Genomic DNA, 26,054 nt, shown 5'->3' with positions numbered 1-26,054 from the left:
GTTTAATTGAGTTTGAAACTGTTGAAGTTGCGATCGCTGCTGCTCAACTTGTGCGTTAATTTGAAACAGATAATAATTGTTGCACCCAGAAAGCTGGAGAATTTTTCACTTTTTAGGCTTAAAGTGTCGCGTTTTTCCCAGATGCGGGAAGCTACAGCCAGCCAAAACAGAATACTTGTACCCAGAAAGAAAGTGGGTGCAGTTTTACTGACTAAAGTTAGGTGAATAGCAATTAAGCTGACTGCTATTCCCACGAGCCAATATTTGGGATTGTGTAAAAGCTTTAGCGAGTTCATGATGGTAAAAGGTATGGCCTCGTACTACAGAGAAAAGATAACTGATTGAGTTTCATAAAAGTTTATTAAAGGTTAGACAAAAAACAGTAAAGCTATGAAACCCATACTAGGCAAGGTTAGCTTATTTTCTTGTCTTTAAGCTTCCTTTGTTTTTTTGAATATTCTCGTTTTAGTAAACCTCCAAATCCCAGAGCTAACCCTGAGCCAAGTAATGTGGTGATAGGTTCAGGAACTGCCATAAGTGTGAAAGAAGCCGTATTTGGAGCAGTACTGGTAGAAAATTTTTAACTCCACAGTCTCAGGACAGAATAACCTCTCAGCTTGGCAAATACACCTAAAAACTAATCAGTATCGCTGTCACTGTTAGTCAACAGGCATAGCTATATTTAGGAACTTTGACGTTGCGTCTGCCTCAACATTGAAGAAGCTTAAAAGTTACTTACAGTAAGGTTTTCAGCTTAGTTGATGCTTCATAGCAGCGTCCCTAAGATGACTCTCAACTCAGATCTTGCACCAGTCCACTCACCCGCCGTGGAATCAATTCCACGGATCATAGCTCAAGTCCATTGAAATGGACTGAAATCTATAGCAAGCATTTAGTCCTCTTGAGAGGACTTTCGCTATTAGCCAGGGAATTGATTCCCTGGCGGGTAAGCGGGTAGGTGCAAGATCTGAGTCAATGAGCGATCGCATCTATTACAGATATCTGCCAAAATTCAACTTTTTCGCAGGAGCTGAAAATTGTTACAAAACTTAACCTCAGAGATGCCCTACCACGGGTTACCAATTAACGTAAACGCTGCCCAAAAATAAGGATGAGAAAAGTCTGTATCTGCGGTTTCGGGCAATTCCACTGCTGTACCATCCCAAAGGCGCAATTTTCCCGCTGCTACTCGCACCTGACCTTCTATTAAAGCAATTTGCGCTTGTCTGATCGCTTCAGACCGAATTGGCGCTGTTTGTAAGTGCTGGTAAAATGCCACCATCAGTCCCAGAGTACCCTTATCGTTGGCGCGCCACAAACTTGCCAGCGCCGATTTTACTCCCGCTTCCACTCCCAATCCAGCAAATCCTAATTCTGCTTGTTCGTCTCCTAACGCAGTTTGACAAGCAGAAAGTACTAACAATTCCACAGGTGGATTGTTCCACTTTAACTGGCGCATTTGCGGCAGCAGCAAGCGATTATCCCACAGTTGAATGTAAGAATTATCGGGATTTCCTGCCTGAAATCTGGCATGGGTTGCTAAATGGATAATTTCAAATTCTTGCTGATGGCGCTGTAGGTTGAGATTATTCAGCGTGAAACTTTCATTTAAAAATCGGCGATTTTGCCCTAATTTAGCAGTAATGGTCGCTAATTCAACTGGTACAAAGGGCAAAGGTTCTTGTTCGCGAAAGGTTGCCGCACCCATGCCTAAAATTCTGGCTTTTTGCAGATTGATGTAGCGAGGTTGGGTTAAGCTGAAACTGGGAATTAAAGCTAGACTGTATTGCTGGATGAGAAAGTTTTGTCCATCGTGAAGTGCGGCGAAGGGAAGCGATCGCAACGTCGCATCTGGTACGAACATTATATTGGTAATACCTTGCGATCGCAATGTTGGTTGAACTGGTGCAATTAGAAGTTCGTACAGTTTTTGCGCGGATGTTAAATAACTGGTGGTGCGGGTTTTATAAGGATTGGTAACTTCACCGCGAAATTCGCTTGCTAGCGCTAGCACTTGTTGGCGCATCGCGTTGGGAATTAGCAGGCGCAGAGGTTCGCTAGTTCCCGTCACCAGTATAAGTTCGATGGGGTCGTTGGCAGAGCGATCGCACAAAAGTTGTCGCAGTTCTAAATTAGTTTCCCTGACTAACCAAGACTCCCGCGAAGGACAGATTAAAGCTGCATTTGTCCCCAAGTTGCTGCGACTAAATACTATGTATAGCACCGCCGATTTTATTTTCGTTTCCCTTTCCGTTTGTCGCAACCGCTGCTGAATATTTTCTAAAGTAACGATAGGCGTAACAGCAGGTTGACCAAAATAAGCTTCAAATTCCCGCGTCAGCACCTGTTCAATTGCAGCGACAGAGGCATCAATTTCTACAGGAACAGTATCGCTAGTTTCTGATTGAATAGGAGGATTTTTTTGATTATGAAGAAACTCAGTATCGTCTACCTGTGCGCTAGGTTGCGGTTGGGGTTGCGGTTGTGGTTGTGGTTGCGGTTGCGGTTGCGGTTGCGGTTGTGGTTGTGGTTGTGGTTGCGGTTGTGGTTGCGGTTGTGGTTGTAGAGTTGCGCTGTCGGTAACTAAACCAATATTGCCCAAATTGAAAGCACGGGGAAAAGATTCTCCTGGAGATAGTGTAAATTCTCCCGTAGTAATAGCAGATTGAGTGCCATTCGGTGTCAAACTGCCGATTACAAATGGTTGAATGGGAGGCGTTTCGTCTCCGCCAACGTGGCGAATTGTAATCGAACCTCCCCCTAAATTACCTGCTGTAGAAATACTCGCGGTTCCTGTTGGGGAAAAAGCAGTGGAAAATGAACCAGTAGCGCGGAAAAAACCGCCTGTAGACTCAATAAAAACATCTCCGCCTCTGCCGTTATTTCCTCCTTGGGTGTTGATGAAACTTACTTTAATATCTCCAATCGGATCTAGGGTAACGTTACCCCCATTTCCAATAGTTGCACTGGAGTTAATTTCGCCAGTTGCAATCGCGGTTTGAGCTTGAAGGATAATATTACCGCCGCTGGTGACTCCAGATGAATTCAGGTTACCAGTAGTAATGGTTCCCGTTTGGGAGGTTAGGGTAATATTTCCTCCTCTATTTGTTGTGGAATTAGAGTTGAGATTGCCAGTAGTAATGTTAGCAGGTGTGGTGAGATCGATCGCCCCGCCATCCCCGGTCCCAGAACTAGCATCAACTATCCCCGCCGTTGTATTAATTTGCCCTTGTTGACTGGTAAGAGAAATCGCACGACCAGAGTTAACAATACTGCCTGTAGTAATATTTCCCTGCGCTGTTACAGTAATCGTGGCATTATCAGCACCTCTAAGAGTGCCGCCTGTATAAGTAATAGAACCAAGAGTTTGTAACGTCACCGGGTCTTGAAACGTCGCATCTCCTGCTAGATTTATTCTGCCGCTTCCATCGGTCCTGCCAATAGTAATCGAACGAAAACCATTTCCCAGCAAACTTATTTCTGCACTGGTTAACTCTAGAACGCTATCGTTTCGACTATCTGTCCCTCCAACTTGAATTGCTTGGTTAACCGTTGATGGTTCAATTCTTAAATCACCCGTGCCTGAAACAGTACCAAAAAAATTAATTTCATCTCCAATTAGGGTCAGGTTACCAGCACCGCCATCGATGTTGCCGCTAATGCTAGCTGCGGGAGTAAAATTAAATGTATCTGCTTCAGTTCCTCCCGTTAAGTTTTGGAATTGACTAAAACTCAGCGTCCCGTTGTACGTGCCGCTATTATTTCCGGCGATATTCCAATTGTTAGGTGTATTTCTCCCCATCAGCGTACTCGTCGCATTGTTCGTTCCAATGATATTTTCAATACTGGTAGCTGTCAAAGCCTGTAAATTGACGACTAGATTGCTGGTGAAGTTAGCATAATTTAAGGTATCTGTTCCGCTGCTGCCATCAATCGTGCCGTTCCAGTTAATCCCATCATTAAAAACAAATTCGTCGTTCAGGTTGCCGCCAACCAGACGTTGAAAATTGCTAAAGTTGATATTGTTATTAAATCTGCCGCTATTATTTCCGGCGATCGCCCAAGTATTGCTATCATTATTGCCAATTATGGTACTGGTGGCATTCGTCGTTCCAATAATGTTGTTAATATTGAGGTTGTTGATTCCGATTGCGTTCAAGTCTACTGTGACAGGAACGGTAAAAGCAGAATAGTCAAGAGTATTTATACCCTGATTCCCATGGATAATTCCGCCCCAGGTTACTCCATTAGCCAAGATAAAGTTATCATCTAATCTTCCCCCGATCAAGCGTTGAAAGTTGCGGAAATTGAGGACATAATTGAGCCGCCCGCTGTTGCTGGTTATGATATTCCAAGTATTGTTAAAATCGGGAGCGATTAAAGTACTGGTAGCATTGTTTGTGCCAATTATCGTTTCAATGCTGATAGCATTGAAGGTAGACAAATCTATATTAATAGGAATCGTGGAACTGGAATAATCTAGCGTATCGTTTCCGGCATTACCATCAATTACTCCACTCCAGTTCACCCCATTGCGGAAAATGAAGTTATCGTCTAACAGTCCGCCAACCAGATTTTGAAATTGAATGAAATTCAGCGTATTGTTTAGCGTGCCGCTGTTATTGCTGGCGATATTCCAATTGTTGTTTGTATAGCTGCCAATGAGAGTGCTAGTAGCATTATTTGTCCCAATAACTATTTCAATACCAGTTGCTCCCAAAACAGATACATCTACAATTAAGGGAGTCGTAAAGGCAGAATAATCTAAAGTGTCAGTTCCCGTGTTTCCAGCGATAGTTCCGCCCCAGTTGACGCCATCATTGAAAACAAAATTATCATCCAGCGTACCACCTACAAGATTTTGGAAGTTCCTAAAGCTGAGAATATTGTTAACCGTGCCGCTGTTCGTTCCGGTGAGGTTCCAATTGTTGTTTGTATTCGTACCAATGAGAGTACTCGTTGCGTTGTTTGTGCCAATAACTGTTTCAATGCCAGTTGCACCCAGATTAGCTAAATTTACGCTTAAGTTGCTGGTAAAAGCAGAATAATTGAGGGTATCGGTTCCCGCATTGCCATCGATGGTTCCTTGCCAATTTGCGCCATCATTGAAAACAAAATTATCGTCTAGGGTTCCACCCCTGATATTTTCAATGTTATTGAAAGTAAAACCGTTTGCATAACCGCTAATACTGCCTGAGTTGCTACCTGTAATTGTCCAATCTGTATTGCGGTTAGCACCTACTAAAGTTGCACCGCCTGCAATATTCACTGGAATGTTGAATGTGGCATTAGGGTCGAGTGTAATTGTCCCAGTGTTGTCGGAACTGCCAATAATAATTTGCGAGAAACCATTATTTTGTAAATTGGCGAGTTTGGAGTTATCAAGATTTAAGTCATTGTTCTCAAAACTTCCGCCTATAGTAATACCCAAACTGGGGTTGAGTGGTTGCAATCGGATTGTGCCAGTCCCTCTAATTTGAGTTGTGCCAAGTAGGTTAATTTCATCACCTTTTAAAGTAATATTTCCGCTGCCAGGAGTTGGGTTAATATTAATGTCGCTGAGTGTAACTTCATTGCTACTGAGATTAATAGCACCGCTGGTAGATTGAATAATGCTATCAGTATAGAGAAAAATCAAATCAGTGCCAGTGATATTGATGACCCCACTGGTAGATTGAACTCTGCTATCAGTGATGAAAATGTCATTATTGCTAGCGAGTGTTATAGCACCAGTGGTTGATTGGATGCTGCTGCCATTATTGATGAAAATGACATCAGAGTTATTGATAGTTATGGCACCAGTTGTAGATTGGATGCTACTGCCAACATTGAGGAACATGCCACCAGTGCCACTAAGCGTTATTGCACCATTATTAACGGTTAACTGACTACCGTCGCCAATTGTCAGACGACCACCACCGTCGCTGACATTAAACCTAATATTTCCATTCCCTGTAGCGGTTAGTCGGGTGGCATTGTTGAGCAAAATGCCATGTCCAGGAGGCTTGCCAGTGCCGTTGATTGTAATATTTCCATTTTCAACTGTGAACTGACCACCCGTAATAAAAACGCCAGGATTGTCACTACTACTGCCATTGAATGTAATATTTCCATTCCCTGTAACATTGATTGGACTGTTATCAAAAGATACAGCAATCGTGTTAGGAGAGGTAGCTGTACTTGTAATCGTAAGATTTCCGCCACCTGTATTAATAGTAGTACCCGTAAGGATATGCATTACAGGAAATAAGTTGGGATTACTGCCCCTACCTCTTGCTGTTAAGCTGATATCACCGCCAGCCGAATTTAGAATAGGATTACCAATAATGCCTAGTCGATTATTTGCATTGAAAACAAGATTCAAGGGGGCGCTGTTTGCTGTCCCTTGAATCGATTGCAAAATGGCAATATCGTTATCAGCATTAAGCGTCAGAGTTCTTTCGGCAGCTAGATTAAACGTCAGCGGCGCATTCCAAGTAATATCCCCAGCTTGTCCGCCACTATTTCCAGTTGAAATAGTAACATTGCCAGCATCGAGTGCAGTTTTAATTAAATCAACTCCCAACTGTGCGTTGTTACCAGATGGTTCAAAGGGTGAATTAGCGTCGATATTGGTGTTACCGCTACCGGCAACAATGGTGATATTGTAAGGATCGATTAGCCATTCGCCGCCTAAACCTGCTGGTGCGCCTACGTTGGGGACTGTGGTAATTGTAAGCGATCGCATCCCGCTAGTCTCAATAAATCCCCCATTCCCAGATTGCACCCCACCCCGTGCGGTCAGCGTACCGTAAACTTGGGCAGTATCTTGTGCAAAAACAATTATTTGCCCCCCATTTCCCCGTTGCCAAGCATCAGCAGCAACAACAGAATCGGGACTAATAAAGGTATATTGAGCATTAGGAAGATCGCCAAGTCCAGAACGATTACCGCCGATGAAAATATTACCCCCGCCATTCGCCCCAGAAGCATTAATATGAGCATCAATAACGGCAATGCGCGAACCTAAAATATTAACTTCTCCTCCAACTGCCTGCTGACTGCTACTAGAGACGATCCCAGAAACAATCGCGGTTCCTGCTTGATTTGGTATGGCAATACCCGAACCCGTCAGAACTACTTGCCCTTGTTGGTTCACCGAAATAGCATTCGCATTACCGACATTACCGCCAGTGAGTAATTGAGGCAAAGACAGCGGTCTTATTCCTGTTTCACTCTCTGATGTCAGCGGCAATTCTATACTTAACAAATGTCCCGCTTGAGAAATGCGAATAACATTTCTCCCCGGAATTGCGGCAATGGTAATTCTGCCTCCCGGTGCTTCTAATGTGCCGAGATTGATTGTATTTCCACCCAGTAAGGTTAAACTTTCTCCCGTGCCGACGGCTAGATTGCCAAAATTAACGATGCTTCCAGGATTGAGGTTATCAAACCTAAATTCGTTCGGCGTTCCGACTAAGACTGACCAATTATTTTCCCCAACCGCATTGAACCAATTATTGTTACCAAAACCGATACCAGTGGAGGTGGTTGCAGTAAAGGCAGCAGGTACGTTTAATTGAGCATTGGCACCAAAAATAATCCCTGCGGGATTCATTAAATATAAGTTAGAATTGCCACCCAACACCTGAATCAGTCCGTTAATTAAGGACGCTTCCCCGCCATTGATGCGTCCGATAATATTGCGGATGTTGGGATTAGATAGAAAATTGGCAATTTGACCTTCTGATAAGCCGAATTTTTCAAAGCTGTGAAACAGATTTGCCCCATCTCCGGATAATTGTCCCCCCTGAATGTTAAATTCGTTGCGGTTTGGGATAACTTGCGTGTTAGTTCCGTCTGCTGCTGGCACAATAGATTGAGCAAAAGCGCTAGGAGAATTAATCTGAGGCATGAAACCGATTAATCCCGTCACAGTTAAGCAGACTAGCGTCGATTTGAGGGGAATTGGGTGTAGCATCAGAGTAACCTCCCACGCAACCATTGCTAGATTCGTATTGACCGCCAGACTATCCGGAGAAGTGCTTTTTATCCAAACAAAGCAGCCGCGTGATGGCTAATATGGTCTTCCATAAACGTGGCGATAAAGTAATAGCTATGGTCGTAACCTGCTTGCATTCGCAAGCTTAGTGTCTGTCCGACTTTTGCACAAGCTTCCTCGAATAATTCTGGTAGCAATTGGTTAGAAAGAAACTTATCTTCCATGCCTTGGTCGATCAGAATGGGACGATTATATTGTGCAGTTAATACTAATTCGCTGGCATCGTATGCCCGCCAAGTTTCTGGATCAGATCCAAGATAGTTCGTAAATGCTTTTTGACCCCAAGGACAGCGCATCGGTGCAACAATAGGAGCAAATGCAGAAACAGATAGATAGCGGTCAGGATTTTTTAACGCACAAATTAGCGCCCCATGTCCCCCCATTGAATGACCAAAAATACTTTGTTTTTGTGGAATTGCTGGGAAATGTTCGGCAATAATACTAGGCAATTCATCAACTACATAGCTGTACATTTGATAGTGGGATTTCCAAGGTTCAACCGTAGCATCGACGTAAAAACCTGCGCCCGTACCAAAATCCCATTCCTCATCTTCACCGGGAATTCCCGCATCGCGAGGACTGGTATCTGGAACTACTAGCATTAATCCATATTTGGCTGCAAATTGTTGCGCCCCTGCCTTGACCATAAAGTTTTCTTCAGTGCAGGTTAAGCCTGAGAGAAAATATAAAACCGGCACCGATTTTGATTTAGCCTGGGGTGGTAGATACACGGCGAATTTCATTTTGCTATTACAGGCAGAAGAATGATGGCTATAAAAACCAACAGTTCCACCAAAACAAGTATGTTCGCTGACTAGGTTGGGAGATGCAGACATAAGTTAATTGCAAGCTTGCTAATTGGTAATGGGTGATTGGTGCTTTTTTATGAGTTATATCATGTCGCGTGACATCCCTAGCCTTAGCCGCGGCACGCTTTAACGAGATTAGAAACCGGGTTTCTCTGAAAAATCGTTTAGCAAGGAAAGAGATCTACTCAGAAACCCGGTTTCTTGGCGCAGATTGATTGGTAAAATCCGCCCCTACAACATTAAATTTTTAGGTTTTAACGTCGAGTGCATCTGCTAACTGCTTTTGGGTCAGAAATCGCTGCACTCTAAGCCGCATCAGCGGCGATCGCTCAGATTTGTTCGCCATCACCGTAAATTGATCTCTAGATTTTTTTATCTCCAGTAAGGCCGACCTTTCCAGAATACGCCTAATATGATTCCAACGAATGTCAATTCGGACAAATTTAATATAAATGAGGGAATTGGCAGCAGCGACTTTATCCAAAAACACAATATCAAACACGCTACTAAAGCCCATAAATTCGAGGTGTTGAGAATGAAGTTGCGCTGGCGTTCTGTTAGGTAAACGGCAAGCGCGCCAATTCCTAATGCTACAGCGAACGCTATTAAAATTCCCAAAGGTGGCGCTAATATTATTAAGAACATTTTTTGCAGAGGTACAAGGTATACCAGCGCCAACAGTAATAACAAGTCGAATGCGGTAGCGATCGCTGTCGTTATCGCAGCATATTTTAGCAGCGATCGCCAAGGTAATAATTTTAAACTGCGGAGGGGATCGTTCATGGCAAAACCAATCGTCTAGGGTGATTTACACTAGGTTAACGCACCTAAAAAGACGCCCTGTGGGAGTAGCACTCAATACACTCTTTGTCCGATTACATTCCCTGGTGGACTGTATTGACAAACTAAATAATCATTTCCACCCCCACTCGCCAAAGCGCAACCAACTTGTCTAGTATTTCTCCAAATTACTTGGGTGTAGTGACCGACATCTTGCCACTTACCTGTATTAGAAACATTGGGGAAAGTTCGATTTGGAATAAAATATTGCTTTTCGCTTCCCCAACCATCTACCATCTGCGTGAAACTAAAACGCCCCGCGGTTCCCATCCAAAGGTTTTCGCCATAACGACGATTGTTACTGTGTTCAAACCTACTTGTTCTAGCCAGTTGATTTGCCCATTGTTGCGCCGAACTTGCTACAGTATCAGACCATTGTAGCGGTGGAACTCTTACTGAGCGACGGTATTTATTATGCGCTGCCAGAATTTCATTTTTATTAATTGCTCGCGCCCTTTGTGCCAACAATATCTTAGTTTTCCCAGGTGTCAGCGCCTCCAGGGAAAAACTAGCACTAATAGTAGCTAAACTGAAGCCGATTCCAGCAGCTACTGCTAAAGAAGTTTGCTTGCATAGTTTAGGCATTGTGGATAACTCCATACAAACCATCGTCAAACTTTAGTTTTCAGGACAAGCACTCAAAAATGGTCTATTTAATTGACCAATTTGATTTTATCCAATAATTTCTGAATCGCTTCTATGATAACCTCTGGCTGATCTACCCAAACAAAATGACCGCTTCTGGTCGCTTGTATTTGGGTACAATCTGTTGAGAGTTTGAGCAATTCGGCGTGCATTCTGTCTCGCAGTTGATTCGCCGCTGCAATTGGCATGTAAAAATTCCAAATTGATCGCTTAAAAAAGGTACTGGATTTAATACTAACAATCGGAATATCGCCCAAATTACTTACCTGATGAACTTGCTTAGCACTCGCCTCTAAATTCCACATTTCCCGCCACATGGTTATCCAGTGTTGTGACTGGTAAAAAGACCGCTTGATTTTTTGTCTAGTTGCTGATGGAAATTGACCCAGTTCTTTTTTGATAAATTCAAACATTCCCACCATTCCCAAAAGCCGGATTAAACCCAACATTGACCCCAGCATTGACATGGCAAATCCGGACATAAAAAATAATTGTAGTAGTCGCAGAGTCAAGGACATATTTAACATTTCTGCTTCATGCAACCCATCTGTGAGAACAATTCCTACAACTTTTTCCGGAAACTGACTCGCATAAAGGCGCACGTTATAACTGCCAAAAGAGTTACCGACCAAGATGTAAGGCGGCGCTATCCCTGCTTTAACAAGCATTGCATCTAATTCTTGGACAATCTGTTTGCTGGAACGGTTTTTTGGACTGGGATCGCTCCATCCATATCCCGCTCGGTCATAAATACAAACCTTTGTCATTTTAGCAATTTCTTCGATTAATAAGTAACCCTCTATTCCACCCAAACTATGGTCAAGGATAACGGTTGGATTTCCTTCGCCTCGCGAGTATAGGTGCAGTTTGTAACCCCCCATGTCAATCAGTTGACCGGGGGGTTTATGCCTGCGATTCTCAATCCAAGTAGTGAGGTGGTGATAAGTTGTTGTTGCTAATAAAAACAACAAGTCAATTGAGATTGGCATAACATATTTCCAGGTCAGGTAAAGAAACCGGGTTTCTCGCAAAAATCCTCGCTTTTTTCCCAGAGATCGTCGCCATAAACAAAGGTGATAGGTCGGGTAGCAGACAGAATCAGGATTGACGCAAAGAAACCGGGTTTCTCTGAAAAAATTGTCTGTTTGTCACCAGATATCGCCGCCAGAAACAAAGGTGATAGTTCGCAGATTTTGCAGCGTTCAATCTGAAATCTCAAATCTCAAATCTCAAATTCCTTCAGAATGTTAAAACGCTGCGAATTGATTCGCCTTTGTGCATTAAATCAAATGCTTCGTTGACCTGTTCGATCGGCATTACTTGAGTAATCAAGCTATCGATATCAATCTTGCCGTTCATGAACCAATCGACAATTTTAGGCACGTCGGTGCGACCTTTTGCCCCTCCAAAAGCGCTGCCTTTCCAAACTCGTCCGGTGACTAATTGAAACGGACGGGTACTAATTTCTTGTCCTGCACCTGCTACCCCGATAATGACGCTCGTTCCCCAACCTTTGTGGCAGCATTCTAATGCTTGTCGCATCACGTTAATGTTGCCGATGCATTCAAAACTGTAATCTGCTCCCCCTTTGGTTAATTCCACGAGGTAAGCAACTAAATCTCCAGCCACTTCTTTGGGATTAACAAAGTGCGTCATGCCGAATTTTTCGGCTAATTCGCGCTTGGCTGGGTTGATATCTACTCCCACAATCATATTAGCGCCTACCATCTTTGCGCCTTGAATTACGTTTAAACCCACCCCGCCTAAACCGAAGACAACGACATTGGAACCTGGTTCAACTTTGGCGGTATTGACAACTGCACCCAGTCCAGTTGTAACGCCGCAACCTATTAAACAAACTTTCTCAAATGGGGCATCTTCGCGAATTTTGGCGACGGAAATTTCGGGTAATACGGTATAGTTGGCAAACGTTGAAGTTCCCATGTAGTGAAGGAGTTTCTGCCCATTTAGTGAGAATCGACTCGTACCATCGGGCATGACACCCCGCCCTTGGGTTACCCGAATCGCTTGACAGAGGTTGGTTTTGCCGCTGAGACAGTATTCGCAGTTGCGGCATTCTGGGATGTAAAGGGGAATAACATGGTCGCCCACTTTGACTGACTTTACTCCCGACCCTACTTCTACGACTACACCCGCGCCTTCATGCCCCAGGATAGCGGGAAACAGTCCTTCTGGGTCGGCACCGGAGAGGGTAAATGCGTCGGTATGACACACCCCCGTTGCTTTAATTTCTACCAGTACTTCCCCTTGTTTGGGGCCTTCTAGCTGTACGGTTTCGATGCTTAGGGGTTTGCCTGCTTCAAAGGCGACTGCTGCTTTAACGTCCATCTTGCTCTCTCGTAGCCGATTTTTTGAGGGTTTGTATAGATTATGATGCGATCGCTATCCAGAAGACTAGCAGGATCTCTATTGCTGGGGATAGATAACCTGTGCTTTGGAGAGGATTTCTTGGCAGCCATACCTGATGGCTACCGATTTTGTGTTTATTGGTAGCTATCGAGGAGGCGCTGAATTAATACAGGGGAAGCACGAAAATTTGTTTGCTGAAGTTGGGCGATCGCTTCTGGAAAATTGATTAAGCCTTGAGCAGCTGCTTCATCTAAAATACCTAGTACGCCGATAATGCGGATTCCTAGATTTGTGGCAGCACGTCTTCCAGCTCTTTCATCAATTATAAGTAAGTCTGCAAGGCATTCTTGAGCCAGGGTGATGGCAGCTTGTTCACCTGGATTGAGGTTGCTGAGAGTTGCATCCGGTGTGCTGGTGACTGGCTGAACGATTAGCCATTCAGGTGCATTGGCGATCCATTGCTGAAGTTGGATCGGTGCCCCCGGATCTGCGAGTTCATCCCTTACTATTTCGGGAATGATGACTTGAGCATACATTTGGGGCAGTAAGTCTAGTTGGTTAATTAGCAGTAGGTAAAGAATAGGGGAAGTATCGGAAATAACAATCATGAGGTGATGGCTTGTTTCCCTCTCAACTGGCGCAGGGTTTCGCGATCGCTTTCCAAGTCTTCTTCGTTGTAATGTAGGTAAGCATGGTGGGCTTTGAGGAAGGCATCGACTGCCCAACGGGAGGGTAAATTGAGGATTTGTCCCACCTGAAAATGAGTTATGCGCTCGGTGCGGTAGGCTTCGATGACTAGGAGTTCGAGTAGGTAACGCTGCAACTCCTCTGGTGTTTCGGTAAGTTGCTGGGCAATGTTGTCGGGAATATCAAGGGTAATTTTCATAGTGGCTTTCCTCCTACTTATGATCTTAATTGCCTGGAAGTAGTTGGTTGCGATCGCCTCTGAGTCCTCCTAGTAGCGCCAGCGCCAATCCCATACAGTCGCTTACGAACTATGGTAGTGCTAATCCCCTAGCGCTGAAACGCTACTACGAACAATCGCGAGCGCTACCTGCAATGATAAAAACAGGGAAAAAGACTTAAAAAAATCTTGACTTTTTCCCAGAAAGCTGATACCCAAGTTAGGGTCAAAATATATAAGTTTTGAGTTCAAAACCAAAAACAAGTTTTTGGGGGTTATCTATATATGTTTAAAACACTTCTGCCTGGGATTTTAACCGCAACGACGCTGCTCGTTGCTCCGGCACTCCTGCCCAAATTAGTCGAAGCAGGGCCAAAATTTTTGGCAACGGGAAAGACGATCCAACCCGGACAAGCTATCAGCTTACAGGTAACAAACAATACTTCCGAATCAATTCAAGTCGAACTGCCATCTTACACCGGCCCGATTACCATGCGACCCCGACAAAGACTAAAGTTAAGCTTCAGGCTTAGACCGAAGGATAAAGGTGTATCTTTTTTATACTGGAGTCCGCAAGCGAATCTGCCGCTGCAAGCAAGGGTTGCTAAACCAAATGCCCAAAGTTTACAGGTAGAATTGCGACCCGGTAGTTACTATAATGACGATCGCGCGATATTTGATTCGGAATTTAACGATACGCTATATATCTTCTAGTGCCTAATTTTCAATTACCTAACCAGCGGTGGGAAATTGCCCCGTCGCAAATAGAACCAGCCCAAAAGTTGGCGGAGGTTACCCAGCTTTCACCGCTTTTGGCGCAAGTACTGCTAAATCGGGGGATTGAAACGCCCGAACAAGCGCAGCTGTTTTTATCGCCCGAATTGGCAGCTTTACCAGAACCAATCGCGGAATTCCCGGATTTGGCAATTAGCCTGGAGTTGTTGGAAAATGCGATCGCTCGCCATCAAAAAATCGCCATCTGCGGCGACTACGATGCCGATGGTATGACAAGTACGGCTTTGTTGTTGCGAAGTCTCCGCTGGTTAGGGGCAAATGTCGATTATGCCATTCCCAGTCGCATGAAGGAAGGTTACGGCATCAATCGCCGCATTGTAGAAGACTTCCACTCCGAAGGCGTAGCGCTGATTCTAACCGTCGATAACGGCATTTCCGCTTACGATCCAATTGATCGGGCGCGCCAGTTGGGTGTAAAGGTTATTGTTACAGATCATCACGACCTGCCTCAGCAACTCCCCCCCGCCGATGCAATTCTCAACCCAAAATTAATTCCAGAATCTTCCCCCTATCGCGGACTTGCCGGTGTCGGTGTTGCCTATATCTTGGCAGTATCTTTGGCGCAACAAATGGGTAAAGCCAAGGGATTAGTCAAGCCTTTATTAGAATTATTTACATTAGGAACGATCGCAGATCTCGCTCCTTTAACCGGCGTGAACCGCCGCTGGGTAAAACGCGGTTTGCAACTACTCCCCCAATCTCAGCTAGCAGGCGTACAAGCATTAATTCAAGTTTCTGGAGTCCAGGAAGCAGGTGGGCAGGTGAGTCCAGGGAACCTGGAGAATTACCAATTAGCCATTAGCAATTACCAATTACCAATTACCAATTCAAAATCTCTAAAACCAGAAGATATTGGCTTTAGATTGGGACCTCGCATTAATGCAGTGGGACGAATTGCCGACCCTCAGATTGTCATCGATTTACTCACAACCGATGATATGGGATTAGCCCTAGAAAGGGCAATGCAGTGCGAACAGATTAACCGACATCGACAACTATTGTGCGAGGAAATTGAACAAGAAGCGATCGCCCACATCGAACAAAGTCAGCTAAACTTGCAGCAAGAGCGCGTCTTGCTTCTCGTCCAACCCAACTGGCATCACGGCGTCATCGGCATCGTCGCCTCTCGCCTCGTGGAACGCTACGGCGTGCCGGTATTTATTGGCACATATGAAGATGAGAGTGGAGAACACATTCGCGGTTCGGCGCGGGGAATTCCGGAATTTCACGTATTTGAAGCGTTAGAATTTTGCGCCGACCTCTTAGGTAAGTTTGGCGGACACAAAGCCGCCGGGGGATTTTCTTTACCGGGTGAGAATTTGGAGAAGTTGCGCTCGCGCCTTCGCACTTTTGCCCACCAATGCTTGCAACCAGAACACCTCAAACCAGTGGTAAAAATTGATGCACAAGCGAGTTTAGATCAAATTAACCTTGACCTTTATCGACAAATAGACGCGCTCCACCCTTGCGGGATTGAAAATAGCGCTCCGGTATTTTGGACGCCCAACGTGCGAGCAATTGACCAACAAATTGTGGGTAAAGGACACATCAAACTCACCCTAATTCAAGATGCTGTTGAGCAGGTGGGCAGGTGGGGAGAGGAGAATTACCAATTACCGATTGCCAATTACCAATTACCAACCCAAATAAAAGCGATTGCATGGCGTTGGCGCGATTATTTTCCCTTACCGTCGCGCCTGGATATTGCCTATAAGTTGCGAGAAAATAACTGGAATGGCAGCAAAAGTATTGAACTGGAATTAGTAGGCGTGCGACTTGCCTCGCCTCAAGTAAACCGCACTGTCAAAGCATTTCCCCCATTGATTTTTCCCACTATTCCAGCAAAGGCAGAGTTTTACTATAACGAACGCCGCTACACTTGCGGTTTATTTGCCAACGGTTCAAAGCAGGAATTAAGAATCCGAAATTCAGAAGGAAAAGTCCTCGCCATTGCACCCGGACAAACAACAGGTTTACTCGGCATGAATCGCGAAGAATCTGAGGAAATTGATATTTCTCAACCTGGTTTTTATCAGTTAATCCAGGCGGCGCTTCAAGCTTTGGAAATTGCTGAAAAAAATCATTAGTCATTAGTCAGTAGGGGCGAAGCACGCACCAAAAAACCAATGACCAATGACACTCGACCAATTACCGACTATTAAAGGTCGCCGCCGCGACTTGCCAGTACCAAGATTACCGCAGGGCCAGCCAGCACGATCAAAGCCAGCATGGTCAGCTGGGCGATAACTTCAAAGTTGATGCTGCCGAAAAAATTGGTGATAAAGTCCATAATTTCCTCCCGAACTAACCCAAGGTTCCGAATGGCTAACCTAAAAAATCCGCATTCTATCTTACCTGGCGATCGCACCTCTTTTTTAAGTATCTTTACAAAACTATAAAAAAAGCTAAACAAAAATCAAAGGGGGGTTGAAGAGGACGCGGGGAGTGGGAGAGGCGGCGACGCAAAGAAAGTTGTTGTGAAAGACTCTCTGTATCGACCTGGCTTGGGTAATGACGTTCTCCGGGCTGAGCCCGGAGAACGAGGGTAATGGGCAAGAATCGAGTACCGCTTCGCGTTATAATAGTGGGTCTGATTGGGCTGAAACTCAACCGCAGTAATAGTTTCCCAAATCTAAAATCTGAAATATCAAATCTAAAATCCAATGGCGACTTGGCAGTGTGTTAAGCAATGTGGAGCCTGCTGTCATCTTGACCCCCAGGAGCGTCCCGACTTAGAAGAGTATCTATCCCCCCAGGAACTAGAACTGTATTTGACCATGGTGGGTGAAGGGGGATGGTGTATCCATTTTGACCAGTCAAACCGCAGTTGCCGTATTTACCCGGAGCGTCCGCGTTTTTGCCGAGTGGAGCCAGAAACCTTCCAGGATATGTATGGCATTGAAGCCCAGGAGGTAAGCGACTTTGCAATTGACTGTTGCCATCAGCACATAGAGTCAACTTACGGGCGTCGCAGCATAGAGATGGTTCGTTTCAACAGCGAAGTTTATGGCGCATCGGGTAGGTGAGCAGGTGGGCACGACGGCAAAGAGGCAGAGGGGGAGAGGGGCAGTTGAATGCATATTCTCCTTTGCTCCCCATCTCAAGAGCTGCCCTACTCCTCTGCTCCCTTGCTCAAGAGATCGCCCGCGCACCTGCTCACTCGCTGACTCGCTCACCCGCTAAATTACTGCCCTCGTCCATCCCAATGACCCATTACCCATTACCGATTACCAACTGCCACTTTTTGTCAAAAATTCTTAACAAACAGCCCGTCAAATGTAACTGCAAGCGCTCAATAATCCAAACTGGCAGCCGCGTCAAGGGAAATATGCTCTGCTACTTTCTATTTGCCAGGTGAAGCGGTAAAGTTTATGGCTGTATGGAAACAAGCTTGTATGAGGAAAAGGTGTAGGGGTGACTCGACAACCAAGAGTTAAACTAAATAATCCTTACCAAAGGATTGAAGAGCTTGAAACAAAACTCGACCGCGCGATTAAATATATCCGACGGCTGCGGCGGCACAATCATGAAATGCAAAGACAGCTTGCCTACTTTGAAGACAGGTACAGGCAACAGTCTACACCTGTAGAAAGGGAAGTTGTTGTCATGCCTCAACCACAACCACGGCGGCGCAGAAGAAAACCTCCGGTAAAAGGTGCTGAATTTCCCAAGATTGATACTGCTAGGGGTTTCTCCCTCAGACGAAAGCGGATTAGGTGGGTACAACTGCGATTGGCGGCGGTGGCGATTGCATTAACTGCATTGAGTCTTTTTACCATATCCTGGGTAGTGCGATCGCTGTTTCGTCCTCCAGCAACAACACAGCCTAGTGCCCAAGCAGCAGCCGTGACGACGACAACAGCACCCCAGTTAACCGCAGCGCCATTAGTGGCGCCGGAATATCCTTCAGCACAACGGGGATCTTTACCAACTCTCTCAACAGATCTAGATCCGCAAAATTTACAAGCCACCTACAACGTTACTACCCCGCCCAATTTAAAGCGAAGCAAGGATTTACAAGCAATAGTTGATGAGCTTGTAAATATGGCGGTGGATCAAGGACGACCAACCGAGCAATTATCGATCACCTTAATTAACGTTAAATCTGGTGAAGTTGCCGGATATCAACAACAGGATTTGCGTTTTCCTGCCAGCGTCCTGAAAATGTTTTGGATGGTTTATGTGTATGGAGGTTTAGCACAAGGGATTTTGCCCGATGAAGCTGGGTTTAATGTAGACCTCTTTCGCATGATTCAACAGTCTTCTAACGAGTCAGCCAGCCGCATTATCGATGCGGTTACCGGGACAAAATCCGGAGAAAAGCTATCGGATGAAGAATATCAAAATTGGAAGCGGCGGCGGATGTTTCTGACGGAATTTTTCCGCAAAGCCGGGTACGAGGGTATTATTTTAAGTCAAAAAACCCTCTCGAACTTGGATCGACCTAAAGGCAGAGATGGGCAGATGTGGGAAGATCCCCAAGAGCCAATTCGGAATAAAATTTCCAGCGAACAAGCTGCTCGATTGATGTATGAAATTGTCATGGGAAAAGCTATTTCTCCGGAATATAGCCAAAAAATGCTGACCTGGTTGGCAAGGGATTTAAGTCCGGAAGGGAAAGAAGATACGATCCGTTTTGGGGGATTTAACCCAATTAAGGGCTTTTTTGGGGAACCTTTACCAGAAAATATTGATTTTGCTTCAAAAGCTGGCTGGACTTCTTCTGGACGGCACGAGGTCGCGTTTGTGAAAACAAGAGATGGTAAAACCGCTTATATTCTGTCTGTTTTAGCCAGCGATGAAAGCTACTCGAATGATTGGAGTTTATTCCCGGACATGTCGCGCTTTGTGTTCAAGCGCTTGGGCGGATCTTAGTTCAAGGTGAGGGCGCGAGTCAGCTGGTGCGCGAGTCAGCTGGTGCGCAAGGGAGATGGGGAGAATGTGGATTCAAATTCCCCTCTGCCTCCCCGCCGTCGTGCCTCCCCGCCGTCGTGCCTACCTGCCCCGATGCCCGCTTGCCCGATGACTGATTAGAGATAAAATGAGAAAAATATGAAAAAAACTGGTGGGTAGTAAAATTGACTGTAAAACTCTCGTCGTTGCCAAAAAGCGTGGCTAATTCTGGGGATCAACCCCTGACGGAAACAGCACCCCAAGATTTAAAAGCTGCTAACAGACAGCAGGAACAACCAACCACAAAACTGGAACTGGGTGCGTTAGCAGTCTTTGGCTCTACTTTTTTGACCATCTTTTTATCGGAAATGGGGGATAAAACCCAAGTTGCAACCCTGCTGATGAGTGCCGAGTCTGATTCGCCTTGGATGGTTTTTGCTGGCGCTGGGTCTGCACTGGTAGCGACAAGCTTGTTGGGATGTCTGCTAGGTCGCTTGCTGGCAAAGTGGATCTCTCCCCAAGTCCTGAACAAAGCTGCTGGGGCGAGTATGCTGTTGATTGCTGCACAGCTGCTGTGGGAAATCGTTCCTCGCTAATTGCAGATAAAGGTTAAACCTAAAATTAGCCATTAGCCATTACCCATTACCCATTACCAAATCTAAAATTGACATGCTGGACTGGCATTTATTGGGATTGAGTTTTATTACCGTGTTTTTGTCCGAGTTGGGGGACAAAAGCCAACTAGCTGCGATCGCTCTTAGCGGCAGTTCTAAATCTCCCCGCGCCGTGTTTTTCGGCACCGCTGTGGCGCTGCTGCTGACTAGCTTGCTGGGCGTTATCGTCGGGGAAGGGGCTGCACATTTACTCCCCGTGGGTTGGGTGAAAGCGATCGCTGCCATCGGTTTTGCCTTCATGGCTTGGCGGCTGCTATTTTCCCAACCCGAAGAATAAAGTAATTGCAGATTTTAGATTTGAGATTGCAGATTTTGGCGTTTTAAATCTGCAATCTGCAATCTTCAATCTGAAATTCTACCGTAGCACCAGCGGATAACTGCACCGCCAGCGACTAGCTTGAGAATTTCCAATACCCAATAGCCTGAGTGCAAAACATTCATCGTGCCGGGAACCTCAACTGCGGGTTCAAACAGGTTGAGATTTAGCCCCAGCGCGCTCATCTGCGGCGTCAAGGCATAGGTATAAACTAAAGCCACCAACATCAGGATGATGGATAAAATTATGGCTTGGGAGTGACTTTTCTCACTTTTACTTTGCGTGTGTGCCAGCGCTAACGTGCCTGTTAATACCAGGGCAGCGCTGAGTAACTCGATGCGGTTAAAAATCCAGAAAATCAGATAACCCGCCGTGGCAAATCCAGACTCAGCCATCATACCTGAAGCATAAAGACCGGGCATAATTACCAAGTCCAGCACCAGGCTGCTGCTGAGCCAAAAAGCTAAAGTAAAAATAATAATTGTTTGCCACGCAGGCCGTTTTAATTGGACGCTAGAAGCAGCAGACATATAATCTCACCTGCGTTGTATCTTACTTTCAGCTTAGCTAATTTTTTCGATTAGAAATATGAATTATTTTTGCAAACTTGACGGCAATCAATTATAAGAATTATTAAAAACAGGTTCGGGGACTTGACATTAACATGATAAGTAGGGCTGCATTTTGGATTTGAGCCATGAGCTTTTCAACATTGTTAGGAGCAACCTTAGCAGTATCGGCAGCAATTTGGGGAGTTATCGGTCAACCCGCGTTGGCAGTGACGCTGTCGGATGGTACGGTTAACTTTGTGGGAGTGCCGCGTCTAGAGGGGGCGTCAACCACGTTCAACCAGACATATGCATGGGGTGCGACATATTATTTTACAATTTCGGTGCCGGAAGATGCGGGAGAACCGCTGCAACGGATAGCAATCGCCCAGCATGAGGCAAGCGAGGAGATCGAATTTGACCTGGAAGAAAGTCGCGCTTATGAAGGGACGCGCCGCAATCAAGGGAGTAAGATCCCGCTACTAGCAGCAACGTCAAACAAAGATAACCAGACGCTAGATTTAACATTCTCACAGCCAGTACCTCCCGGCAAGACGGTAACCATTGTGTTGAGACCCGTGCAAAATCCCAGGTATGGGGGCGTTTATTTATTTGGCGTCACCGCGTTTCCCCCAGGCGAGAAAGCAACGGGTCAGTTTCTCGGTTTTGGACGCCTGCATTTTTACGATAGAGGAGAGTTGGGTCTATAGCTGTCTCTTCCTGACATAGAGTTGAGTCAAGTTTTACAATACCTACTCAATCCAAAATCTCCAATCTCAAATCTCCAATCTCCAATCTCAAATCTCCAATCTCCAATCTCCAATCTCCAATCTCCAATCTCCAATCTCAAATCTCCAATCTCAAATCTCCAATCTCCAATCTCCAATCTCCAATCCTATGATCGCCCCCTCAAAACGCGCCTACGCCCTCGATGCATTGCGTGGTTTCGCCATTTTAGCGATGGTATTATCCGGGACTATCGCCTACAAAATCTTACCGGCGTGGATGTATCACGCCCAAGTACCGCCACCCGACCATGTTTTTAATCCTAAACTGCCCGGATTAACTTGGGTCGATCTCGTTTTTCCCATATTTTTATTTTCAATGGGCGCAGCAATACCGCTGGCGCTGTCCCGTCGCCTCGCCAAAGGATGGCCTAAAATTAGAGTCATTTTATCTATACTTAAACGCGGATTTCTCTTAGGCGCATTTGCCATTATTCTGCAACATCTTCGACCCCAAGTCATCAATCCCAACCCATCGACGCAAAAATGGCAGATTGCCTTATTAGGGTTTTTCCTATTATTTTTTATGTTTGTTCGCCCCCCAGCATCATGGAAAGCTTGGATACGCAACGCGATTACTTTAAGTGCCTGGATTGCGGCAATTTTTCTGCTAGCTAAAATTCAATATCCAGACAAAAGTGGCTTTTCAGTTTCTCGCAGCGATATTATCCTGATTGTTCTGGCAAATATGGCGGTTTTTGGGGCAATAATCTGGTTATTTACCAGGCAAAACATCTTCTTACGAGTTGGATTGTTAGGTTTATTATTTGCCATCCAGTTATCTTCTACCGCCGATGGTTGGGTAGCACAACTTTGGTCATACTCGCCCGCCCCCTGGATTTTCAAATTCGCTTATTTAAAGTATCTATTTATAGTCATTCCCGGTACAGTCGCTGGCGATTTGATTCTGGAATCGATGCAGACAACAGAATACGAGCAAAAAGAATCTTGGAAAACCTGGCGTTTCGATACTATTGTTTTGTTGATGTTGGCGCTGAATTTGACTTTGCTGGTCGGATTGCAATCCAGATTAGTATTGCAAACAACTTTAGCAACCGCAATTCTTTGCTCGATTGGTTGGTTTTTATTCAAACATCCGACTTCTGCCACCGAAAGATTGCTCAATAGACTTTACAGTTGGGGGATTTTATGGTTGGCAATTGGCTTAGTTTTTGAACCTTACGAAGGCGGCATCAAAAAAGACCCCTCTACCATGAGTTACTACTTTGTCACGACGGGGATGTCTATTTTTATTTTAATCGCTTTTACCATTATTTTTGATATTTTTCCTAAAAAATACTGGTTAAATTTATTAATCGATAACGGGCAAAATCCGATGATTGGGTATGTGGGATTTGCTAACTTACTTTGGCCTATTTTGGCCTTAACGGGATGGGAAGAAAGTATTATAAAATATACTCAAACTCCGGTTATGGGATTTATGAAAGGAGTTGGGTATACTTTGGTTATTGCTTTGGTTGTAAGTGGATTTACCAGGTTAAAATTATTTTGGAGAACCTAGCCGATCTAGAAACCAGGTTTTTCTAACAATACCTTCGCCAATTTTCTGCAACGCCCCCACGCTAAAGCATGGGGCTACACAAACAAAGCCCGCCTTCGCGGGCTAAAATCTTTGCAGGCTGCGTAGGCAGCCTTTGTTCGTATAGCGACACCCTTAAGGGTGTCGGATTTTGGCGAAGGTATTATCTAAAAAACCTGGTTTCTGCAATAATCTATAAGAAAAGCCATGCAGACAGTGCGCGTTGTTTATTTAGTACCTTCTGATGCTAATCCACGCGAGGATTATAGAAATGCGATCGCTCACGCTATTACCCATCTTCAGCAGTGGTATTTAGCACAGATGGAAAATCAGAAAACATTTAGGTTAACAGATACTGTTGTTGAAGTAGTGCAAACAAAACACAAAGCCAGATGGTACGCTACAAATCCCGCAGGCGAATATCATCTTTGGTTTTGGAATAATGTTTTAGCAGATGGTTTTGCCTTGACGGGTGCAAGTTTTAACGACCCTAATTTTATCTGGATTTTTTATATCGACGCGGAAAACGATGAAGGACAATACGGCGGCGCGGGTACTAGCGGTGTAGCAGTATTACCTCAGCACGATATACACGGTTTAATGGGATTGAGTAACGAACCCATTTCGCGCTGGATAGGAGGATTGGGACACGAATTAGGACATGCATTTGGTTTGCCACATCCACCAGGGTGCGAAGAAGATCAAAGTCTGCCGGAGAGTCAGTGTTTAATGTATTTGGGAATGTACAATTATCCCGATACATTCTTGTTAGCTCAAGATAAAGAGACGCTGAATCAAAATAGGTTTTTTGTAGGGTAGCGATATGCCAAGGGCTAGCTGCGCGATCGCTTTATAGTAGATTAATCTACAATCTGCCTATGATTAAATCATGGAAACCCAACCAAGACAAATTCAGAACTACATTACAGCAGACGGAAGAAGCCCTTTTGAAGAATGGCTTGATGCTTTGCGAGATCGGCGAGCTATAGATAAAATTGAGAAGAGGCTTAGGCGGGTAGAGTCAGGAAATTTGGGAGACTATCGCTCAGTTGGAGAAGGAGTCTGCGAGCTTAGAATTAACTATGGGCCAGGATATCGCGTCTATTTTGGACAGATCGGGTCAACAATAGTACTTCTCCTCTGTGGTGGAGATAAAAGTACCCAAGAACAAGACATTGAAAAGGCTAAGGAGTATTGGAGCGATTATGAAAGACGTGAAAGCACCAACCAGTAGGAGTTACCGAGAATATCTAATTTCATCTCTCAAAGATCCCGAAAGATCTGCTGGCTATATTGAAACTTTTTTGGAATTAGAAGAAGGTGACGAGCCTGAATATTTATCATCTATTTTGAAAGATGTAATTGAAGCTCGCGTACAGATGAACGATGTTTCCGAAGAAGTAAAGTTGCGCCATGAAAAGCTAGATAAAATGCTTTCAGAAACTAAGGGGGCTGAAATTTACGCTTTGGTTGAGTTGCTGGATGCGCTGGGGTATCGGATTGCGATCGCACCCAAGTAAATTAATTTTATATCTGGCTCCATATGCTTCAAACCATACCAGAAATATCCATCAAACCTGGATACCGTCCCCAATCAGATGATAAAACCCCTGAAGCAGACGCAATTGACTTTTACCGACTGCGACAACTAACTAATTCCCAACGGTGGCAGATGGGGGTAAAATTAACTCGTTGGGCAAAGACTTTATCCCTACGCGGGATGAGAAAAGCTTGTCCATCAAACTACCAAGAAAAATTTGCTCAATCTGTATTAGGTAGCAAGTGGTCACCAATTTTAACCCCCACCAGCGACTCATCTATGTGGACGCAAGACCCCAGCGAAATTGCCAGACTGTTGCACCCAATTTTTGAAACACTAGGTATCCCTTATTACATTACAGGAGGGGTTGCGGCTTCGGTCTATGGCGACCCCAGAACAACAAGAGATTTAGATTTAGTAATTGAATTAAATCGAAACAATATTTCTCAATTAGTTGAGGCACTAGAAACGGCTGGTTTTTATTGTCCTCCAGGTGCAGTAGAAGATATTCAAAATGGCAGAGGTAAGGTGTTGAGCGTGACTCACATGAGTTTAGTATTGAACGCCGATCTTGTACTGAATGCGAATACCGAATTCGACCGATCTAAAATGGCAAGGCGACGATTAGAAGCGCTCGACGAAGCTGGTATCGAACAGTTTTGGATTGCTTCTCCTGAAGATATTGTATTGGCAAAACTGTTGTGGCGTCAACAGTCTCAATCGCAAAAACAATGGACTGATGTTTTGGGAATTCTTAAAGTACAAGCCGAGCATTTGGAGCAGAGTTATTTAACAGAGTGGGCTGAAAATTTGGGTTTGACTGATGATTTGAATTTAGCTTTTACTGAAGCTGGGATTTGATGCGATCGCGAAAGGAAACCTGGAAAAATGACTATTACTATTGATGCAAATATTTACAGCAGCTTGCTCTCTAAATATCAGCCTCGGATTATCAAAACAGAAGAATAAAACGAGATATTTTTGGAGATTGTTGAAGAATTACTCTCTCGTAAAAAGCTGACTCCAGAAGAAGATGCGCTGCTAGAACTGCTGGTAAAACTGATTGAGGATTTTGAAGATAAGCATTATCAACTTAATACCTCAACGCCACAGTCAAGGCTGCTTCATTTGATGGATGATCGGAGTCTAGAACCAGAGGATTTAGTAGAAATTATGGGTTCGAGTGAGGCGGTAGTTGAGGTAATTAATGGTCGGCTAGAAATCAGTAAAAAACAAGCTGAGGCTTTGGGGAAGTTTTTCCACGTCGATCCGGGGTTGTTTCTGTTTAATTAAGCGATCGCATTCTGTAATTCTCAGGAGAGCGATCGCTTTCAAATAAATGCCGATATCAGTT

Annotated in this window: 26 protein-coding genes; 13 read left to right on the top strand and 13 right to left on the bottom strand. The window is 44.7% G+C overall.

All coding sequences use genetic code 11. The features are described 5' to 3' along the window. Nucleotides 1–2: 2 nt before the first annotated feature. The 11 genes from ACE1CM_RS35465 to ACE1CM_RS35415 all read right to left on the bottom strand — a co-directional run bounded on the left by ACE1CM_RS35465 (nucleotide 3) and on the right by ACE1CM_RS35415 (nucleotide 13,591). Nucleotides 3–296, bottom strand: a complete 294-nt coding sequence (locus tag ACE1CM_RS35465; RefSeq protein ID WP_374883603.1) for a hypothetical protein — start codon at nucleotides 294–296, stop codon at nucleotides 3–5. A 116-nt stretch (nucleotides 297–412) separates the two neighbouring features. Next, a complete protein-coding gene (locus ACE1CM_RS35460; RefSeq protein ID WP_374883602.1) occupies nucleotides 413–535 on the bottom strand; it encodes a PEP-CTERM sorting domain-containing protein in 123 nt (40 codons plus the stop codon). Between the two features lie 531 nt (nucleotides 536–1,066). After that, nucleotides 1,067–7,960: a CHAT domain-containing protein gene (locus ACE1CM_RS35455; RefSeq protein ID WP_374883601.1), complete on the bottom strand. Its 6,894-nt coding sequence runs from the start codon at nucleotides 7,958–7,960 to the stop codon at nucleotides 1,067–1,069. A 68-nt stretch (nucleotides 7,961–8,028) separates the two neighbouring features. Beyond that, nucleotides 8,029–8,877, bottom strand: coding sequence for an S-formylglutathione hydrolase (gene fghA, locus ACE1CM_RS35450; RefSeq protein ID WP_374883600.1), 849 nt, complete (start codon nucleotides 8,875–8,877; stop codon nucleotides 8,029–8,031). 345 nt (nucleotides 8,878–9,222) lie between these two features. Further along, complete coding sequence (locus tag ACE1CM_RS35445) at nucleotides 9,223–9,633, bottom strand: peptide chain release factor 1 (RefSeq protein WP_374883599.1); 411 nt, start codon at nucleotides 9,631–9,633, stop codon at nucleotides 9,223–9,225. A gap of 72 nt (nucleotides 9,634–9,705) precedes the next feature. Beyond that, nucleotides 9,706–10,275: a CAP domain-containing protein gene (locus ACE1CM_RS35440; RefSeq protein WP_374883598.1), complete on the bottom strand. Its 570-nt coding sequence runs from the start codon at nucleotides 10,273–10,275 to the stop codon at nucleotides 9,706–9,708. Nucleotides 10,276–10,343: 68 nt separating this feature from the next. Continuing rightward, nucleotides 10,344–11,324: an alpha/beta fold hydrolase gene (locus ACE1CM_RS35435; protein ID WP_374883596.1), complete on the bottom strand. Its 981-nt coding sequence runs from the start codon at nucleotides 11,322–11,324 to the stop codon at nucleotides 10,344–10,346. 14 nt (nucleotides 11,325–11,338) lie between these two features. Beyond that, nucleotides 11,339–11,554, bottom strand: coding sequence for a hypothetical protein (locus ACE1CM_RS35430; protein WP_374883594.1), 216 nt, complete (start codon nucleotides 11,552–11,554; stop codon nucleotides 11,339–11,341). A 20-nt stretch (nucleotides 11,555–11,574) separates the two neighbouring features. After that, a complete protein-coding gene (locus ACE1CM_RS35425; RefSeq protein ID WP_374883593.1) occupies nucleotides 11,575–12,684 on the bottom strand; it encodes an S-(hydroxymethyl)glutathione dehydrogenase/class III alcohol dehydrogenase in 1,110 nt (369 codons plus the stop codon). Nucleotides 12,685–12,839: 155 nt separating this feature from the next. Continuing rightward, nucleotides 12,840–13,313, bottom strand: a complete 474-nt coding sequence (locus tag ACE1CM_RS35420) for a DUF3368 domain-containing protein (protein ID WP_226586869.1) — start codon at nucleotides 13,311–13,313, stop codon at nucleotides 12,840–12,842. Then, on the bottom strand, nucleotides 13,310–13,591 hold the full coding sequence (locus ACE1CM_RS35415; protein WP_226586870.1) for a UPF0175 family protein: 282 nt from the start codon (nucleotides 13,589–13,591) through the stop codon (nucleotides 13,310–13,312). The genes ACE1CM_RS35420 and ACE1CM_RS35415 overlap by 4 nt, the downstream gene beginning before the upstream one ends. Nucleotides 13,592–13,894: 303 nt before the next feature. Between ACE1CM_RS35415 and ACE1CM_RS35410 the strand changes: the two genes are divergently transcribed. Beyond that, nucleotides 13,895–14,323, top strand: a complete 429-nt coding sequence (locus ACE1CM_RS35410) for a hypothetical protein (protein WP_374883592.1) — start codon at nucleotides 13,895–13,897, stop codon at nucleotides 14,321–14,323. Beyond that, on the top strand, nucleotides 14,323–16,491 hold the full coding sequence (locus ACE1CM_RS35405) for a DHH family phosphoesterase (RefSeq protein ID WP_374883591.1): 2,169 nt from the start codon (nucleotides 14,323–14,325) through the stop codon (nucleotides 16,489–16,491). The genes ACE1CM_RS35410 and ACE1CM_RS35405 overlap by 1 nt, the downstream gene beginning before the upstream one ends. Nucleotides 16,492–16,562: 71 nt before the next feature. On the opposite strand, the gene psb30 is transcribed toward ACE1CM_RS35405, so the two are convergent. Continuing rightward, nucleotides 16,563–16,694 (bottom strand): photosystem II reaction center protein Ycf12/Psb30, encoded by a 132-nt coding sequence (gene psb30 / locus ACE1CM_RS35400; RefSeq protein WP_226586892.1) that lies wholly within the window; start codon nucleotides 16,692–16,694, stop codon nucleotides 16,563–16,565. Nucleotides 16,695–17,067: 373 nt separating this feature from the next. Between psb30 and ACE1CM_RS35395 the strand changes: the two genes are divergently transcribed. The 4 genes from ACE1CM_RS35395 (at nucleotide 17,068) to ACE1CM_RS35380 (ending at nucleotide 20,248) form a co-directional block, all read left to right on the top strand. Continuing rightward, the gene (locus ACE1CM_RS35395) at nucleotides 17,068–17,430 is read left to right on the top strand and encodes a YkgJ family cysteine cluster protein (RefSeq protein WP_374883590.1); all 363 of its coding nucleotides are present in this window, start codon (nucleotides 17,068–17,070) and stop codon (nucleotides 17,428–17,430) included. Between the two features lie 388 nt (nucleotides 17,431–17,818). Then, nucleotides 17,819–19,279: a serine hydrolase gene (locus ACE1CM_RS35390; protein WP_374883589.1), complete on the top strand. Its 1,461-nt coding sequence runs from the start codon at nucleotides 17,819–17,821 to the stop codon at nucleotides 19,277–19,279. 203 nt (nucleotides 19,280–19,482) lie between these two features. After that, nucleotides 19,483–19,893, top strand: coding sequence for a TMEM165/GDT1 family protein (locus tag ACE1CM_RS35385; RefSeq protein WP_374883588.1), 411 nt, complete (start codon nucleotides 19,483–19,485; stop codon nucleotides 19,891–19,893). A gap of 76 nt (nucleotides 19,894–19,969) precedes the next feature. Continuing rightward, nucleotides 19,970–20,248 (top strand): TMEM165/GDT1 family protein, encoded by a 279-nt coding sequence (locus ACE1CM_RS35380; protein ID WP_226586894.1) that lies wholly within the window; start codon nucleotides 19,970–19,972, stop codon nucleotides 20,246–20,248. A 65-nt stretch (nucleotides 20,249–20,313) separates the two neighbouring features. Here ACE1CM_RS35380 and ACE1CM_RS35375 read toward each other — a convergent pair whose 3' ends face one another. Further along, a complete protein-coding gene (locus tag ACE1CM_RS35375) occupies nucleotides 20,314–20,817 on the bottom strand; it encodes a hypothetical protein (RefSeq protein WP_374883587.1) in 504 nt (167 codons plus the stop codon). Nucleotides 20,818–20,984: 167 nt separating this feature from the next. Here ACE1CM_RS35375 and ACE1CM_RS35370 point away from each other — a divergent pair, with 167 nt between their 5' ends. The 7 genes from ACE1CM_RS35370 (at nucleotide 20,985) to ACE1CM_RS35340 (ending at nucleotide 25,993) form a co-directional block, all read left to right on the top strand. Further along, nucleotides 20,985–21,545 (top strand): DUF2808 domain-containing protein, encoded by a 561-nt coding sequence (locus ACE1CM_RS35370; protein WP_374883586.1) that lies wholly within the window; start codon nucleotides 20,985–20,987, stop codon nucleotides 21,543–21,545. Between the two features lie 187 nt (nucleotides 21,546–21,732). Further along, a complete protein-coding gene (locus tag ACE1CM_RS35365; protein WP_374883584.1) occupies nucleotides 21,733–23,142 on the top strand; it encodes a DUF5009 domain-containing protein in 1,410 nt (469 codons plus the stop codon). Nucleotides 23,143–23,367: 225 nt separating this feature from the next. Next, nucleotides 23,368–23,979: a hypothetical protein gene (locus ACE1CM_RS35360; protein ID WP_374883583.1), complete on the top strand. Its 612-nt coding sequence runs from the start codon at nucleotides 23,368–23,370 to the stop codon at nucleotides 23,977–23,979. A gap of 70 nt (nucleotides 23,980–24,049) precedes the next feature. Next, nucleotides 24,050–24,394 (top strand): type II toxin-antitoxin system RelE/ParE family toxin, encoded by a 345-nt coding sequence (locus tag ACE1CM_RS35355; RefSeq protein ID WP_374883581.1) that lies wholly within the window; start codon nucleotides 24,050–24,052, stop codon nucleotides 24,392–24,394. Then, nucleotides 24,366–24,680 (top strand): DNA-binding protein, encoded by a 315-nt coding sequence (locus ACE1CM_RS35350; RefSeq protein ID WP_374883580.1) that lies wholly within the window; start codon nucleotides 24,366–24,368, stop codon nucleotides 24,678–24,680. The genes ACE1CM_RS35355 and ACE1CM_RS35350 overlap by 29 nt, the downstream gene beginning before the upstream one ends. Nucleotides 24,681–24,703: 23 nt before the next feature. Further along, nucleotides 24,704–25,561 (top strand): hypothetical protein, encoded by an 858-nt coding sequence (locus tag ACE1CM_RS35345; protein WP_374883579.1) that lies wholly within the window; start codon nucleotides 24,704–24,706, stop codon nucleotides 25,559–25,561. 120 nt (nucleotides 25,562–25,681) lie between these two features. Then, on the top strand, nucleotides 25,682–25,993 hold the full coding sequence (locus ACE1CM_RS35340; protein ID WP_374883577.1) for a type II toxin-antitoxin system HigA family antitoxin: 312 nt from the start codon (nucleotides 25,682–25,684) through the stop codon (nucleotides 25,991–25,993). Nucleotides 25,994–26,054 lie beyond the last annotated feature (61 nt).

The sequence above is a fragment of the Microseira sp. BLCC-F43 genome (assembly GCF_041929235.1).
Classification (GTDB): Bacteria; Cyanobacteriota; Cyanobacteriia; order Cyanobacteriales; family Aerosakkonemataceae; genus Microseira.
Note: the sequence above shows the minus strand (reverse complement) of the source record. Positions and strands in the feature narration are given on the sequence as shown.